The following is a 15,930-nucleotide window of genomic DNA, read 5'->3' as shown; positions in this document are numbered from 1 at the left end:
GCGAGGCTTTAGGAGAAGCTGCAACTTCTCCAAAAAGCTTGAAAATCATTTCAAAGCCTTTGATTTAGTGTTCTTTTATATCAATAATGGATTCGTTTAATGCCAGCATACTTTTTGAAACACCACCTGAATTTGAACTCAAAGGCAGTTTTAGTTTTGATCCTCAGGATCCGTCACTCATCACATTAGATAACAAAGCTGAAAACCGTAAATTCTTTGTTGGCGAAAATTTTATCGAAGCACGTGATGTTGAATCAGGTAAAAAAATTGAGAGTAATTTAAATTATAAATTAGTTAAAAAGTCTTCATCATAATTTTGTAAAGAATAAAAAAATCCCCGCTATTGCGGGGATTTTTTTAAGATTGGATGATCAACATGAATTACATCATGCCGCCCATTCCGCCCATACCACCCATGTCTGGAGCAGCCGGTTTGTCTTCTGGAATATCAGTGATCATACATTCAGTTGTAAGCATTAAAGCAGCAACAGAAGCAGCATGTTCAAGTGCTGAACGTGTTACTTTCGCTGGATCAAGGATACCCATTTCAAGCATATCGCCGTATTCACCAGTTGCAGCATTGTAACCGTAGTTACCTTCACCGTTTTTAACTGCGTTAATTACAACAGAAGGCTCATCACCTGCGTTCGCAACAATTTGACGAAGCGGTGCTTCGATTGCGCGACGTAAAATGTTGATACCTACGTTTTGGTCATCGTTGCTACCAACAACACCTTCAAGTGCAGATGCAGCGCGTACAAGTGCAACACCACCACCTGCTACAACACCTTCTTCAACCGCAGCGCGAGTTGCGTGAAGCGCGTCGTCAACACGGTCTTTCTTCTCTTTCATTTCAACTTCAGTTGCAGCACCGATTTTGATCACTGCAACACCGCCAGCCAATTTAGCTACGCGTTCTTGAAGTTTTTCTTTGTCGTATTCTGAAGTAGATTCTTCAATTTGCGCACGAATTTGAGTTACGCGCTCAGCAATTTGATCTGCATTACCAGCACCATCAACAATCACTGTATTTTCTTTAGAAACAGTTACTTTGTGCGCTGTACCTAAATCTTGAAGAGATGCAGTTTCTAAAGACATACCTACTTCTTCAGAAATAACAGTTGCGCCAGTTAAGATCGCGATGTCTTGAAGCATTGCTTTACGACGATCGCCAAAACCAGGGGCTTTAACCGCACATACTTTAATAATGCCGCGCATGTTGTTTACAACAAGAGTTGCAAGCGCTTCGCCTTCAACATCTTCAGCGATGATAAGAAGCGGTTTACCTGTTTTAGCAACAGCTTCAAGTACAGCAATCAATTCACGGATGTTGCTGATTTTTTTATCAACAAGAAGAATGAACGGATTTTCAAGTTCAGCAGTTAGCGTGTCTTGTTTGTTTGCAAAGTACGGGCTGATGTAACCACGGTCAAACTGCATACCTTCAACAACGTCCAAAGCATCTTCAAAGCCTGAACCTTCTTCTACAGTAATAACGCCTTCTTTACCTACTTTTTCCATTGCTTGCGCAATAAGTTTACCAACAGTAGTGTCAGAGTTTGCAGAAATCGAACCAACTTGTTCAATTGCTTTGGTATCAGAAGCTGGTTTAGCCGTTGCTTTGATGTTTTCAACTACAGCACGTACAGCGATGTCGATACCACGTTTCAAGTCCATTGGGTTCATACCCGCAGTCACTGATTTGATACCTTCATTTAAGATTGCTTGTGCAAGTACAGTTGCAGTTGTTGTACCGTCACCTGCGATGTCATTGGTTTTTGAAGAAACTTCACGAACCAATTGCGCGCCCATGTTTTCAAATTTGTCTTTAAGCGCAATTTCTTTTGCAACAGTTACACCATCTTTAGTGATGTGTGGTGCACCGAAAGAACGGTCGATTACAACATTACGACCTTTAGGACCTAAAGTTACTTTTACTGCGTCTGCAAGTACATTAACACCTGCAATCATTTTTGAACGCGCTGAATCACCAAATTTTACGTCTTTAGCTGACATATCTAACTCCGAATCTTTTTAAATTTTTAACAATTTATACTTTATAAAAGGGTCTAAATGCGTGTATGAAGCTTAAGCTTCAAGTACCGCTAAGATGTCAGACTCTTTCATAATAAGAAGCTCTTCGCCTTCTACTTTTACTTTTGTACCTGCATAAGTACCAAACAATACATTGTCGCCAACTTTAACGTCTAATACACGAACGCCATTGTCAGTTACTTTACCATTACCTACAGCGATCACTTCGCCTTGAGCAGGTTGTTCAGCTGCTGAAGTACTTAAAATAAGACCACCAGCAGTTTTAGTTTCCTTTTCAACACGGCGAATTACAACGTTATCGTGTAGAGGACGAATATTGCTCATAGTTAACTCCAGACTAAGTCTATTTATAGATGAATGACGATGACATTTTGATTTCCGTAAGCCATCGCCAAAAATTAATTCAGATGACACTTTTGTGGGGATGGAAAAAAACGCTTCAAGGGTAAAATTTAATTTTTTTAATCTTTTTGTACTTTTTTTCGACTAATTACTCTTTTGTATATCGCAATGATCAACAATTCTTAAAATCAAGGCTTCTGTTCAAACTGCTGAGATAGAGCATTAAAGAAATAATGCCGTACATCCATATGATGATCAATGACATTAAAACTATTGGGAAGATTGTCATGCAAACGATACGACGTCGCTGTTCCTGCATGAATATCCCAAACTGGATGTGCAGCACCTAATTGATAGATTTGATTTAAATCGTAAGCTGCTGGCACATGTAAATGTCCATGTAACAGCCCGTTTAAACCATGTTTACTCCACTGCTCGAGTGCCAATCGGCCTTGTACAGGACAATCTTTAACACCATGTGGATCATTGGGAGGTGTATAAAAAGGTTGATGGGCAATCACCAATTTCAACTTATTTTTTGGCGCAGCTTTTAACTGCTCATCCACACGTTGTATTTGGTCTAAAGAAATATGTCCCCGTGTGTGGTAACGCCGGCGAATACTATTCACTCCCACCAAATAAAAGTGCTCCGTTTCCAGCACATTTTCTAAATTATCAAAGAACAGTTTATACCGAGTAAATGGACTAAATACCCGATTCCATAAATGATAAAGAGGTATATCGTGGTTGCCCGGAACCACGATATAAGGTCGTTTCAAGCTTTCTAAAAATTGCTTACAGGCAAAAAACTGCGCATACCGTGCGCGCTGAGTTAAATCACCACTCGCCACAACAGCCTCAATCTGATGTTGCTGGCAAAACTGTTGTATCGCCCACATACATTCAGGCTTTTCAGTTCCAAAATGCAGATCAGACAGATGCAGGATCATGTGGAACTCGTATATTTAAGGCATTTTTTTTCACAGAAATCTGTAATGGTGGTTTCATTTCGACAATTTCACCATCGATAGCGACTGTTATTTTATTGCGTTTGGTGTGGATCGTGACTTGCTCCGCTGCAAAACTATAAACATCTGGTGCTTTTTCAATATTTCCACGCATCAACTGCCACAGCAGTTTGAATAAGGTGCGTTTATCACTTTTTGCAACCACCACACCGGCGACCTTTCCTTGTGCAGCATCTTTGGCAATTTTTAAGTTTAAATCCGCAAGTTGCAATTGATTATTACCAAAGAAAATCAACGGTGTTTTGACTGGATAGATATGATGATCTACTTCAATTTCAAGCTTCAATTCTTTACGATCACGAATGAGAACATCAAGCCCTGAGGTATAGGCGTGTAAAGGAAAGCGCCCAAATTTTTGATTGTAAAATTCACGCTTTTGTATGAATAGCGGATACAGGCCTAAGCTAGCGTTATTTAAATAAATATGATCATTTAACTGCGCAACATGCACTTCCCTGTTTTGACCCGTTGCTATTATGTTTGCCGCTTGGATTAAATCCAATGGAATATTGAGCACACGCGCAACATAATTGAAGGTACCTAAAGGTAAAATACCCATTGGAATATTGGTATGCATTAGACGCTGCGCGACGGCATTTAAAGTCCCGTCACCGCCTGCTGCAACCACCACACCAACCTCTTGCTGTTGCTGATGGCGTGCAAGCACCTTATCCATTAAGGCATCAAAACTGACATCCTGCCCCAGTTCAAACGATTGAATTTCATAACCATGACTGGACAAGACTTGAACCAGTTCTTCATAAACTGCTTCTTTATTTGCAGCATGAAAACCAGAGTTTTTATTGTAAATAATAGATAATGGCTTCGTTTGAAGAGACATTTTTTATACATTTCTACCCGTTTGATTTATATTTTGTCGAATTAACAAACAATTAAAAGCACCTTTATGTAAAATTCGAATTACCACCATTTATTTAATCAATAATAATTCTCATGTAAGAAATTATTTCAAGCTATTGTTTTTAATAAATATAATTATATAAAATATTGTTCATTATTTTTCTAAATAGAACAAAATAAACACAATAAAATTATTAACCATTTGTTTTTATTTAATTTTATTACTAAATAGCATTAACTACCAAATAAAATCTACCACTTCTTTAGTCTTATTTTTTTTATGATTTTATGCTTTAATACAGCGACTTTTTTTTCATATTTTATCTGCATGATGTACCCCATGATGCAGATTAGACTTTGTACGGTTAGTACATTTTTGAGATAGGCCTCACCATGACCCAAGTGAACGCACCAGAATTCGTTCGTCACCCTAAGCTTATTGCTTGGGTGGAAGAAATTGCCAAATTAACCAAACCAGCAAAAATCGAATGGTGTGACGGTAGCGCAGAAGAATATCAACGTTATATCGACTTGATGATCGCTAACGGCACTATGCAAGAACTTAACCAAGAAAAACACCCTGGTTCTTACCTTGCTAATTCTGATCCTTCTGACGTTGCTCGTGTTGAAGGTCGTACTTTTATTTGTTCAGAAAAGCAAGAAGATGCTGGCGCAACTAACAACTGGGAAGCTCCAGCTGAAATGCGTGCTCGCCTTAACGGTTTATTTGACGGTTCAATGAAAGGTCGTACTTTGTACGTTGTCCCTTTCTCTATGGGGCCTTTAGGTTCTCATATTGCTCACATCGGTATCGAACTTACCGACTCTCCTTACGTAGCTGTAAGCATGTCAAAAATGGCTCGTATGGGTAAAGCTGTTTATGACGTTCTTGGTACTGACGGTGAATACGTTCCTTGTGTACACACTGTAGGCGCTCCGCTAGAAGAAGGTCAAAAAGACGTTGCATGGCCTTGCAACCCTGAAAAATACATCGTTCATTACCCAGAAACTCGTGAAATCTGGTCTTACGGTTCTGGTTACGGCGGTAACGCATTGCTTGGTAAAAAATGCCTAGCTTTACGTATTGCTTCTTCTATGGGTCGTCAACAAGGCTGGTTAGCTGAACATATGCTCATCCTTGGCGTGACAAACCCACAAGGCGAAAAACACTACATCGCAGCTGCATTCCCTTCTGCTTGTGGTAAAACAAACTTCGCTATGTTGATTCCACCAGCAGGCTACGAAGGCTGGAAAATCGAAACTGTAGGTGATGACATTGCTTGGATCAAACCAGGTGAAGATGGTCGTCTATATGCGATTAACCCAGAAGCTGGTTTCTTCGGTGTTGCACCTGGTACAAATACAAAGACCAACCCGAACTGTATGGCTACATTAACTAAAGATGTTATCTATACAAACGTTGCTGTAACTGACAACGGCGAAGTATGGTGGGAAGGTCTTACTAAAGAAGCACCTGCTAACCTTACAAACTGGAAAGGTCAGCCACACGTTGCTGGTGAAAAAGCGGCGCATCCAAATGCTCGTTTCACAGTTTCAGCTGGTCAATGCCCTTCTATTGACGCTGATTGGGAAAATCCAGCAGGTGTTCCAATTTCTGCGTTCATCTTCGGTGGTCGTCGTGCAGATACAGTGCCTCTAATTTCAGAAGCATTTGACTGGGTTGACGGTGTTTACAAAGCTGCAACTATGGGCTCTGAAACAACTGCTGCTGCTGTTGGTCAACAAGGTATCGTTCGTCGTGATCCATTCGCAATGCTTCCATTTGCGGGTTACAACATGGCTGACTACTTCTCTCACTGGTTAGAACTTGGTGAAGAAGTTGCTGCTAAAGCTGCTGCTCACGGTAACAAACTACCTGGTATCTACAACGTGAACTGGTTCCGTCGTGATGCTGAAGGTAACTTTGTATGGCCTGGTTTCGGTCAAAACATGCGTGTACTTGAGTGGATCATTGATCGTTGTGAAGGTCGTGCAACTGCTGTTGACACTCCAATTGGCCGTGTACCAACTTTCGAACAATTGAACTGGAACGGTTCAGATTTCACTAAAGAACAATTTGACCTTGTTACTTCTCAAGACAAAGATCAATGGATCAAAGAGCTTGAAAGCCACACTGAATTGTTCAACAAATTAGGTGATCGCCTTCCAGAAGCGCTTAAAACTCGTCAAGCTGAGTTAATCGCTGCTGTTAAATCTGCTTAATTCTTTCTAGATTAAGTTAAAAAAAGACCGCTTTATGCGGTCTTTTTTATGCTTTCAAAATAAAGCTTTATTATTTCTACACCATTTATTATTTGAACAACCATGCAATTAGAACGAGCATTTCAAGAGTCAAATAAAGAAGCCGAGCACTTAGCATTAAGAATAATTCATACTGACTTGCGCTCGCGAGTAGCAGCCTCTTTATTTGCAATTGCACAACAGCATCAATATTCAATTTTTTTGCTTTTGCTAAATTTCCCAACACTTCAAGCCTCAGCATTTGCACTCCTAAGACCTCTGTGCGAAGCAGTGATAAAGGTCTAGGATTAAGCTTGTCGCAACTAAAAATCAAATAGACAAATACCTAAATGGCAAGGAAATAAAAAATACAAAACAAATGGTTGAATTAATTGCCATCCAATACGCTTCTACCAACAACCAATTCAATCAAAAGAATTGGAATGCCTTGAGTTCATACGTTCATTCCAATCATTTACAACTACAATACTGGTTAAATTCAGAAACCGTTGAGCCACCATATTCGGATGAAGCAATCGCCGAGTTAATAAAAATAACAAGACTCTTTTCCAGTCTTGCGTTTCAGGCTATTCAAACCATATCGTCAGAACACAAACCTTAAGCCACTTCTTTTTTTAATCTTCGCTCACGCAAACTTATCAAATATTTATCCAAAACTTGAACTGATTCTTCTTCAAATTTTAAATACAATTTCGTTCTGCGCTTTAAAATATCTTGACTGGTTCTCGCCCACTCGTGCTCAACTAAATAATCCACTTCCTGTGCATACAAACCACATCCGAAGTGCTGACCTAACTCATCTACATTATGAATATTCTTTAAAAAATCCCATACCCTTGACCCATAAGCATGTGTCCATCGTTCCGCCGTATTATCATCCAAATTTTGAATCTGCTCTAAAATATTCAGCTTTAAAATATCCAAAGACACCAAATGCTCTGCGCCTGGTAATTTTGCAGCAGCCGTCCATGCCCCGCGCATATGCTCGAAGTATGGCTTTAATAAGGTCATCGCAGATTCAGCCAATTTACGATAAGTCGTTAACTTTCCACCAAATACCGAAAGCAAAAGTGCTGCACCGTCTACCTGCGTTAAAGACAATGTATAGTCTCGCGTCACGGCTGAAGGATTATCTGACTCATCATCACATAATGGGCGCACACCCGAATAGCCCGCAACAATATCGTCTTGTGTAAGCTGAACCTTAAAATGATCATTTGAAACATCGAGCAGATAATTAATTTCATGTTGAGTAATTTCGACATGATTCGGATCACCCTGAAATTCCTGATCTGTCGTACCGATTAAGGTGTAGTCCTGCAAATATGGAATAGCAAAAACAATACGCTGATCATCATTTTGCATAATGAAGGCTTTATCACCATCATACAGTTTAGGCACAATAATATGGCTGCCTTGTATTAAACGGACTCCATAAGGTGACTTTTGCTTTAAATTTTGCTGAAGAAATTCTGCGACCCACGGCCCTGCCGCATTCACCAATACTTTGGCTCGAACAACCGATTCACCATGCGAATTTTCAAGCTTAACCGTCCATACACCATTTTCTGTTTTTGCAGACAGACATTGTGTACGGGTTAAAACCTTAGCACCAAGTTCCTTCGCTTGCATCGCATTAAGGACCACCAATCTTGCATCATCTACTGCACAATCTGAATACTCAAAACCGCGTGTGATTTCTGCATGTAAAGGACTATTGATTGAGCTAAATTCAACTTGATTTGAACCTGCAAGTTGCTCACGCTTACCCAAATGATCATAGAAAAATAAGCCTGTGCGTATTAACCATGCAGGACGTAAATGTGGTTCATGCGGCATGATGAAACGCATTGGGCGAATAATGTGTGGTGCTTTACTTAGTAGTACTTCCCGTTCCGCCAATGCCTCTCGTACCAAACGGAATTCTTTATGCTCGAGGTAACGCAGACCACCGTGAATTAACTTACTACTGGCCGATGAGGTATGGCTCGCAAGGTCATCCTTCTCACACAACAGTACAGATAAGCCGCGTCCAGCTGCATCACAAGCAATTCCAACGCCATTAATACCACCACCGATGACGACCATGTCATAAATTGGGTGTTGTTCTTGCATAAACACCTCTCAGTTTTATTGACCAATAAAATGATCTAAATTGACCTTTTTCTGTTTAAAGCCTAATTTTGTTTTAATCATCATTTTTATATACCTATTTTCAAATGTAGGTTGATAAACCACACATCTCAATAGCACATTCAATCAAATTAAAAATCTTCGCTTTAAAAGCGCATAACCCATAGTTCAAGCAAAAACTATGACAGCACGATAAATTGTACACTTTACAAACAAAACCTCTTTTTTAGTTTACATTTCATACTTTTTTATGCGCTTAAGATAAACCCACACAATAAAAAAAATATGGATTTCAGAATGACGGATGAAACGGTAGTTCACTCAAATTTAGATACAAAAACACGGGTCAAATCCATTTTAGGCGGTTCAGCTGGTCACTTGGTTGAATGGTATGATTGGTATGTCTATGCCGCATTTACCCTGTATTTTGCGCATGCCTTTTTTCCCTGAAGGCAGCCAAACAGCTCAACTATTACAAGCTGCCGCAATCTTTGCCGTCGGCTTCCTCATGCGCCCAATTGGCGCTTGGATTATGGGGATTTACTCCGACAAAAAAGGCCGTAAATCAGGTTTAACGCTATCTGTAACCCTAATGTGTATTGGCTCATTAATGATAGCCGTTTCACCGACACATGATCAGGCCGGCATACTTGCCCCAATCATTTTGGTCGTTGCACGATTAATTCAGGGCTTAAGTGTTGGTGGTGAGTATGGTGCAAGTGCAACCTATTTAAGTGAAATGGCGGAAAAAAATCGTCGAGGTTTCTTTTCCAGTTTCCAATATGTCACGCTGATTGCCGGTCAATTAACCGCACTGTGTGTCTTACTCATTTTGCAATGGCTCCTCACCGAAGAACAATTACATGATTGGGGATGGCGTATTCCTTTCTTTATTGGTGCGTGTTTAGCGATTGTAGTGTTTTATATTCGACGTGGATTATTGGAAACTCAATCTTTTAAAAACGCCCAAACACAGAAAGACCAACCTGAATCTGGCTTATTTTCACTGTTTAAGCATTATCCTAAAGAAGCTTTCACGGTACTGTTTTTAACTGCTGGCGGTACATTAGCGTTTTATACGTATACGACCTATCTACAAAAATATCTGGTAAATACTTCAGGATTCACCAAACCTGAGGCCACCCAAATCACCTCACTGGCGCTGTTTATCTTTATGTGTTTACAACCACTTGCTGGTGGATTATCCGACAAGATAGGTCGAAAACCACTCATGATTGCCTTTGGTGTATTGGGTGTGCTGTTTACCTATATATTGTTTCAAACACTTGGAGCAACACAAGATTATTGGACTGCATTTTGGCTATGTTTGGCAGGTCTAGTCATTGTTACGGGTTACACCTCGATTAATGCTGTAGTAAAAGCCGAGATGTTCCCCGCTCACATACGTGCACTCGGTGTAGCCTTACCTTATGCTTTAGCAAATACTATTTTTGGTGGTACAGCGGAATTTTTTGCGCTGAGCTTTAAGGAAGCAGGACATGAGAGTTGGTTCTTTATTTATGTCACCATCATGATTTTCATTTCATTACTGGTATATATCTCCATGAAGGACACCAAACATCATTCGCAAATTAAGGAACACTAACCAACCTCAGCTTGACGATATATTAATCATAGCGATCAATTATTCACCTTCATACACAGTTAAAGTCCCATCTATTGGGGCTTTAAGCTTTTCCAGTTAGTCGAAAAATCTTTATATGCATAATTATTTCGCTTTTTTTAGACTAAAGTCGCATGATTTTAGCTTTAGATCGGAGTATAAATTAAATAAATATCCTCCCATCTTCCATTTCGACAAAACATATTGATTTAAACTTTTTCTCTCAAGAGTTTAAATGGATATGTTTTGCATTCATTCCTCGGAGAATGATGTGTCAAACTCATCTGAACAAGTTGCTCCAGAGCAATTTGATAGAAAAACTCGTGTCAAATCTATCCTCGGTGGATCTGCCGGCAACCTCGTAGAATGGTACGACTGGTATGTTTATGCAGCGTTTACCCTCTATTTTGCGCCACAATTTTTCCCTGATGGCGACAGCACCGTTAAACTCTTACAAGCTGCGGCTGTATTTGCCTTAGGCTTTTTAATGCGTCCAATTGGCGCATGGGTGATGGGTATTTATGCTGACCGCAAAGGCCGTAAAGCGGGTTTAACAGTTTCTGTGTCTTTGATGTGTGTCGGCTCATTAATGATTGCCTGCGCTCCAACCTATGATTCAGTTGGTATGCTTGCCCCAGCAATTCTATTACTTGCACGTCTACTACAAGGCTTGAGTGTTGGTGGTGAATATGGTTCAAGTGCAACTTACTTGACCGAAATGGCAGGTAAAAATCACCGTGGCTTCTTCTCAAGTTTCCAATATGTCACTCTCATTTCAGGTCAGTTACTTGCACTGTGTGTGTTGATTATTTTGCAACGCAACCTATCAGAACAAGCTTTGACTGAATGGGGCTGGCGCGTACCGTTCTTTATCGGGGCATTACTCGCGATTGTCGTGTTCTGGATTCGTCGTGGCTTAGTAGAAACACAGTCATCTAAAGAAGCACAAGAACAAGCCAAAAATGGTGGTCCAAAATCTGGTGCCTTGGCGTTATTTACCAAATACCCTAAACAAGCTTTCACTGTGATTATGTTGACTGCTGGTGGTACATTGGCCTTCAACACTTTTACGACTTACTTACAGAAATATCTTGTAAATACATCAGGTTTTGAAAAAACCACAGCAACTGAAATTACCACTGCTGCGATTTTCATCTTCATGTTGTTACAACCTGCTGTTGGTGCGCTTTCTGACAAAATAGGTCGTAAGCCAATTATGATTGCCTTTGGTGTTCTGGGTGTATTGTTCACGATTCCAATTTTCAACGGTATTGGTTCAACAACCAGCCCAACAACTGCATTTATGCTTTGTATGAGTGGTATGGTGATTGTGACTGGTTATACTGCCATTAACGCTGTAGTTAAAGCTGAATTGTTCCCCGCACATATCCGTGCACTCGGGGTTGCTTTGCCGTATGCTATTGCTAACACTTTATTTGGTGGTACAGCAGAACTTGTCGCTTTGAGCTTCAAAAATGCAGGCCATGAAAATTATTTCTTCTACTACATTACCTTCATGATCGGTCTGTCACTACTGACTTACATTTTCATGAAAGACACTAAAAAACACAGCATGATTACAGATAATTAATTCGATTTATTGTGATTTAAGCCTAGCCCATCAATACACATTGATGGGCTTTTTATGTCATATCGAAATGATCTATTTCAACAATAATTACTTTAGCCATCGAGTCCCTGTCCAAGCTATGGCATACTGAAGTTATAAATACACACGGCGAATGAAATATGAAAAATATTTATAAAGTTTTGAGTTTGGGTATTGTTGCAATGTCGATGGCTGCATGCCAAAGCACACCACGTGCTTATAATGGACAAACAGGTTTTCAAATTGAATCACAGTCGGCGGATTCGGCAACTTTGGCTTATACATTAGCTGGTCGCCAAAACCAACAACTCGATGCCAACAAACTTCAACGTGCCTGCCAAAAAGTATTAAGCCCACAAAAAACTTATAAATTACAAATTCTTAGCGTCAATGAAATTGCCAATCCAGCTTTAGAAAACACCCAATACGGTCGCCAAATTGGCAATACCCGTGCGAATTTTGGTTTATCGAATACCCCAGATCTACGTAACTCAGACAATCTAGGCGCACGTGATGCTTTAGATGCACGTCCAGCAACTTTACGCGTCGTTCGCTATACATGTTCTTAATAAAAAATGACCTGTCCTAGGACAAAAAATAAGACGCTGCATGCGTCTTATTTTTTTACTTTGAATTTCTAAATTTGCAATTACAGTGTTTTATAAAAACTCACATTACGAAACTCTGGCGATTCATCTAAATCTGGCCATGTCGTTGCACTTCGCTCATCAAGTTTTTCATATTTTGGATGACTGAAATTTTTCACTCGACTATCCGCCACCCATACTTCAGGCGCAAACTTAAGAAATTCGTCTAGAAAGAAGCGATTACATTGATCATATAAAACATCCGCTGCTAGCAAAATATCCACCTGCTCGGCTTTATATAGATCATCCAAATATTCTAATTCAACATCATTCAGCTCAGCATTCGCACGGCAAGCATCTAAACTGACTTGGTCGATATCACAGCAAATTACACGCTTGGCCCCTGCCATTTTTGCAGCAATCGCTACCACGCCTGAGCCTGCACCAAAATCTAATACCACTTTGTCTTTGACATGATGCGGTTGTGCCAACAACCACTGCGCCATCGCCAAACCAGATGCCCAGCAAAATATCCAATACGGCGTGTCGTTCCAAATCCTTCGAATGACTTCGTCATCCATTTTATCCGTTGGAAATACGGGTGGAATTAGCCACAGAGAAATTGGCGTTTCAGGTAACTGTTGTGCATGTAATTCACAATTTGGAATCACATCATGCAAGGCTTGAATTAGGTGGTCTGGGGCTTTAGTAAATTGAAAAGTACAGCTCATATTAAGCCTTGGAGATGATTTTATTTGAATTTATAAACGTATTAGATACGCGACATCGTCATCTGCTGCTGTGCGAGACAGGCCTCAATCGAATGAACACTGTTTCTGCGACACCATTAATCAAAAGACTGATTATGTCGAGTTCAGCAGATGACAAATGGTTTTGGTTACTTTTGCCGAAAAAAAAGTAACATACGGGCTTCTTACATTTATAAGTCATAACGGTAAGACTCCGTTGTGACTTTAAGATCTTTTAATTAAAAGATTAACCCAACGCTTTTTCAGCAGCTTCAACAGTTTGACGAATCAAAGTTGTAATGGTCATTGGGCCTACACCACCTGGAACAGGAGTATAAGCAGAAGCAACTTCTTCAATCCCCACCAATTGGATATCACCTACACCGCCGCCATCACGTGGATGGAAGCCAGCATCAACCACTACAGCACCCGGTTTGATCCAATCTTTTTGAATCAATTCAGCTTTACCAACCGCACCTACAATAATGTCAGCTTGTTTAACAAAGTCAGCCAAGTTTTGAGTACGTGAGTGGCAAGTAGTCACTGTCGCATTTGCTTCAAGTAACATTGCAGACATTGGTTTACCCAAAATTGCTGAACGACCCACAACTACCGCGTGTTTACCTGCGATTTCAATGTTGTTTTCTTTCAAAATGGTCATGATGCCTGCTGGTGTTGCAGAACCATACGCAGCTTCACCCATCGCCATACGACCGAAGCCTAAGCAAGTAACACCATCAACGTCTTTTTCAAGTGAGATTGCATCGAAGCAAGCACGTTCGTCAATTTGAGCAGGTACTGGGTGTTGTAACAAAATACCGTGAACATCTGGGTTTGCATTTAATTTTTCAATTTCAGCAAGTAATTGTTCAGTTGTGGTTTCTTTAGGAAGCTCAACTTTTAATGAATCCATACCAACACGGCGGCAAGCATTCCCTTTCATACGTACATAAGTTGCAGATGCACCATCGTCACCTACCAAAATAGTCGCAAGAATTGGGGTACGACCAGTTTTCTCTTTTAGCGCTTCAACGCGAGTTAACAAGTCAGCTTCAATTTGCTTCGCCAATGCACGACCATCTAAAACTAATGCCACGGCACTTCTCCAAGTGATGATATGAATCAATTTTGCACATAATACATGATTATTTTAAATTTTTTACCTTGTATGCTGCTTTTATGCTCATACAGATGAATCTGCTATTGTTTTTTTTTCAGAGCTTGCTAATATACGCATCAACAAGACATGGCGGGGTGGCAGAGTGGTCATGCAGCGGACTGCAACTCCGTGTACGCCGGTTCGATTCCGACCTCCGCCTCCAATCTTGTTAAGCCCGAGTGGTGAAATCGGTAGACACAGGGGATTTAAAATCCCCCGCCCACAAAGCGTGCCAGTTCGAGTCTGGCCTCGGGCACCATTCTTCTACTACTGAAGATGGTGTAAATAAAGAACCCAGCGATAAGCTGGTTTTTTTATGCCTAAAATTTAACACACCAATAAAAAAAGAGGGACAACGCCCTCTCTTCTTACTTTAGTAACTGTATTTCTTAAATACTTTATTCTCAAAAATTTATATTTAAATTACTTCGACCACAATCTTACCCACATGATCACCTGTATCCATGGCTGCATGCGCGTCTTGGATTTGATCAAACTTAAATGTCTTGTAGATCATTGGCAGGCATTCACCTTTTGCCCATAAAGGCACAACATTTTCCTGAATACCCTTAGCAATTTCTGCTTTTTCTTCGGTATTACGTGCACGCATGGTTGAACCGGTAATGGTTAAGCGTTTCATCATGATTTGACCTAACTTCACCTCTTTGGCTTTTGCACCACCTAAGAATGCGATATAAACCAAACGACCATCACGACGTAATAGATTTAAGTTCTGTGCTAAATACGGTGCACCCACGATATCTAAAATCACATCGACGCCTTGCTCAGCGGTCGCCTCATTAATCACTTGCTCAAAGTCTTGAGTTTTATAGTTAATGGCATGAGTGATATTTGAAATAGCAGCGACTTTTTCATCTGAACCTACCGTCGCAAAGGTTTTCATACCTAAAGCATTACACAACATAATCGCTGTAGTACCAATACCGCTAGTACCGCCATGTATAAGTACCGTTTCACCTGCTTTGGCTTTACCCATTTGGAATACATTTGCCCAAACTGTAAAGAACGTTTCAGGAATGGCCGCTGCTTGAGTAAAGCTCACCCCTTCAGGAATACTCAAAGTTTGGCTTTCAGGTACAACACAATACTCAGCATAACCACCACCATTGGTTAGGCCACAGACTTTATCACCCACTTTAAATAAGGTGACATCAGCACCGACTGCAACCACCTCGCCTGCAACTTCTAAACCCGGTACAGGTGTTACACCTTTAGGCATTGGATATAAACCTTGACGCTGTAAGATGTCTGGGCGGTTAATACCAAAGGCATGAACCTTTACCAGTACTTCATCAGATTTTGCAGTAGGTACAGCAACGCTTTCATAGGCCAATTTTTCTACGCCGCCCGGTTCGGTAATAATGACTTGTTGCATCAAAGCCTGTGACATTGTTCTTCCTTTTTCAATTATTGACTATTCATCTATCTCTGCACTATTTGAACATAGAAAGCATGCAGATTGAATAACAATGGACTTATGTATAATTGGCTGACTATTTA

The 15,930-nt window shown here is 40.3% G+C and carries 11 protein-coding genes, 2 tRNA genes and 3 pseudogenes; 8 read left to right on the top strand and 8 right to left on the bottom strand.

What is annotated here, in order from left to right; genetic code table 11:
* Together FTV09_RS06400 and FTV09_RS06395 are read left to right on the top strand one after the other, a co-directional pair.
* A pseudogene (locus tag FTV09_RS06400) lies at nucleotides 1-100 on the top strand (IS1 family transposase); the annotation flags it as partial.
* Nucleotides 101-128: 28 nt separating this feature from the next.
* Nucleotides 129-314: pseudogene (locus FTV09_RS06395) on the top strand (copper resistance protein NlpE); the annotation flags it as partial.
* A gap of 67 nt (nucleotides 315-381) precedes the next feature.
* Here the strand turns inward: FTV09_RS06395 and groL are convergent.
* The 4 genes from groL to FTV09_RS06375 form a co-directional block, all read right to left on the bottom strand.
* Nucleotides 382-2,016 carry a chaperonin GroEL gene (groL, locus tag FTV09_RS06390; protein ID WP_180057377.1) on the bottom strand — a complete coding sequence of 545 codons (1,635 nt, stop codon included), beginning with the start codon at nucleotides 2,014-2,016 and terminating at the stop codon, nucleotides 382-384.
* A gap of 72 nt (nucleotides 2,017-2,088) precedes the next feature.
* Entirely contained in the window at nucleotides 2,089-2,379 is a 291-nt protein-coding gene (groES, locus tag FTV09_RS06385) for a co-chaperone GroES (RefSeq protein ID WP_180057375.1), read from the bottom strand.
* 206 nt (nucleotides 2,380-2,585) lie between these two features.
* The gene (locus tag FTV09_RS06380; protein ID WP_180057373.1) at nucleotides 2,586-3,347 is read right to left on the bottom strand and encodes a metallophosphoesterase; all 762 of its coding nucleotides are present in this window, start codon (nucleotides 3,345-3,347) and stop codon (nucleotides 2,586-2,588) included.
* Nucleotides 3,328-4,266 carry a diacylglycerol kinase family protein gene (locus FTV09_RS06375; protein ID WP_180057371.1) on the bottom strand — a complete coding sequence of 313 codons (939 nt, stop codon included), beginning with the start codon at nucleotides 4,264-4,266 and terminating at the stop codon, nucleotides 3,328-3,330. The genes FTV09_RS06380 and FTV09_RS06375 overlap by 20 nt, the downstream gene beginning before the upstream one ends.
* Nucleotides 4,267-4,679: 413 nt before the next feature.
* Here FTV09_RS06375 and FTV09_RS06370 point away from each other — a divergent pair, with 413 nt between their 5' ends.
* Nucleotides 4,680-6,509, top strand: a complete 1,830-nt coding sequence (locus tag FTV09_RS06370) for a phosphoenolpyruvate carboxykinase (GTP) (protein ID WP_067762414.1) — start codon at nucleotides 4,680-4,682, stop codon at nucleotides 6,507-6,509.
* A 636-nt stretch (nucleotides 6,510-7,145) separates the two neighbouring features.
* On the opposite strand, the gene glpD is transcribed toward FTV09_RS06370, so the two are convergent.
* Entirely contained in the window at nucleotides 7,146-8,663 is a 1,518-nt protein-coding gene (gene glpD, locus FTV09_RS06365; protein ID WP_180057369.1) for a glycerol-3-phosphate dehydrogenase, read from the bottom strand.
* 303 nt (nucleotides 8,664-8,966) lie between these two features.
* On the opposite strand from glpD, the pseudogene FTV09_RS06360 reads away from it, so the two are divergent.
* From FTV09_RS06360 to FTV09_RS06350, 3 genes and pseudogenes are all read left to right on the top strand, one after another.
* A pseudogene (locus FTV09_RS06360) lies at nucleotides 8,967-10,287 on the top strand (MFS transporter).
* Between the two features lie 259 nt (nucleotides 10,288-10,546).
* On the top strand, nucleotides 10,547-11,896 hold the full coding sequence (locus tag FTV09_RS06355; RefSeq protein WP_373684995.1) for an MFS transporter: 1,350 nt from the start codon (nucleotides 10,547-10,549) through the stop codon (nucleotides 11,894-11,896).
* Between the two features lie 158 nt (nucleotides 11,897-12,054).
* Nucleotides 12,055-12,483 carry a hypothetical protein gene (locus FTV09_RS06350; protein WP_180024130.1) on the top strand — a complete coding sequence of 143 codons (429 nt, stop codon included), beginning with the start codon at nucleotides 12,055-12,057 and terminating at the stop codon, nucleotides 12,481-12,483.
* Nucleotides 12,484-12,563: 80 nt separating this feature from the next.
* Here the strand turns inward: FTV09_RS06350 and FTV09_RS06345 are convergent, their stop codons facing one another.
* Nucleotides 12,564-13,232 carry a methyltransferase gene (locus FTV09_RS06345; protein WP_180057365.1) on the bottom strand — a complete coding sequence of 223 codons (669 nt, stop codon included), beginning with the start codon at nucleotides 13,230-13,232 and terminating at the stop codon, nucleotides 12,564-12,566.
* Between the two features lie 265 nt (nucleotides 13,233-13,497).
* Nucleotides 13,498-14,346 carry a bifunctional methylenetetrahydrofolate dehydrogenase/methenyltetrahydrofolate cyclohydrolase FolD gene (folD, locus tag FTV09_RS06340; RefSeq protein ID WP_067762402.1) on the bottom strand — a complete coding sequence of 283 codons (849 nt, stop codon included), beginning with the start codon at nucleotides 14,344-14,346 and terminating at the stop codon, nucleotides 13,498-13,500.
* Between the two features lie 152 nt (nucleotides 14,347-14,498).
* Between folD and FTV09_RS06335 the strand changes: the two genes are divergently transcribed.
* Nucleotides 14,499-14,572, top strand: a tRNA-Cys gene (locus FTV09_RS06335).
* Nucleotides 14,573-14,582: 10 nt separating this feature from the next.
* A tRNA-Leu gene (locus tag FTV09_RS06330) sits at nucleotides 14,583-14,668 on the top strand.
* 159 nt (nucleotides 14,669-14,827) lie between these two features.
* Here FTV09_RS06330 and FTV09_RS06325 read toward each other — a convergent pair.
* A complete protein-coding gene (locus tag FTV09_RS06325) occupies nucleotides 14,828-15,820 on the bottom strand; it encodes an NAD(P)H-quinone oxidoreductase (protein WP_180057363.1) in 993 nt (330 codons plus the stop codon).
* Nucleotides 15,821-15,930 lie beyond the last annotated feature (110 nt).

Origin of the sequence: Acinetobacter sp. YH12227 (assembly GCF_013417785.1) — a bacterium.
In the GTDB taxonomy this organism is placed as follows: Bacteria; Pseudomonadota; Gammaproteobacteria; order Pseudomonadales; family Moraxellaceae; genus Acinetobacter; species Acinetobacter gandensis.
The sequence above is the reverse complement of the archived record's forward strand: the minus strand, read 5'-3'. Positions and strand labels throughout refer to the sequence as shown.

Excerpts from the sequence above, each read along its gene's own strand:
- groL (WP_180057377.1), bottom strand. The coding sequence starts at position 2,016 with ATGTCAGCTAAAGACGTAAAATTTGGTGATTCAGCGCGTTCAAAAATG.
- groES (WP_180057375.1), bottom strand. The coding sequence starts at position 2,379 with ATGAGCAATATTCGTCCTCTACACGATAACGTTGTAATTCGCCGTGTT.
- FTV09_RS06380 (WP_180057373.1), bottom strand. The coding sequence starts at position 3,347 with ATGATCCTGCATCTGTCTGATCTGCATTTTGGAACTGAAAAGCCTGAA.
- FTV09_RS06375 (WP_180057371.1), bottom strand. The coding sequence starts at position 4,266 with ATGTCTCTTCAAACGAAGCCATTATCTATTATTTACAATAAAAACTCT.
- FTV09_RS06370 (WP_067762414.1), top strand. The coding sequence starts at position 4,680 with ATGACCCAAGTGAACGCACCAGAATTCGTTCGTCACCCTAAGCTTATT.
- glpD (WP_180057369.1), bottom strand. The coding sequence starts at position 8,663 with ATGCAAGAACAACACCCAATTTATGACATGGTCGTCATCGGTGGTGGT.
- FTV09_RS06355 (WP_373684995.1), top strand. The coding sequence starts at position 10,547 with ATGTTTTGCATTCATTCCTCGGAGAATGATGTGTCAAACTCATCTGAA.
- FTV09_RS06350 (WP_180024130.1), top strand. The coding sequence starts at position 12,055 with ATGAAAAATATTTATAAAGTTTTGAGTTTGGGTATTGTTGCAATGTCG.
- FTV09_RS06345 (WP_180057365.1), bottom strand. The coding sequence starts at position 13,232 with ATGAGCTGTACTTTTCAATTTACTAAAGCCCCAGACCACCTAATTCAA.
- FTV09_RS06325 (WP_180057363.1), bottom strand. The coding sequence starts at position 15,820 with ATGTCACAGGCTTTGATGCAACAAGTCATTATTACCGAACCGGGCGGC.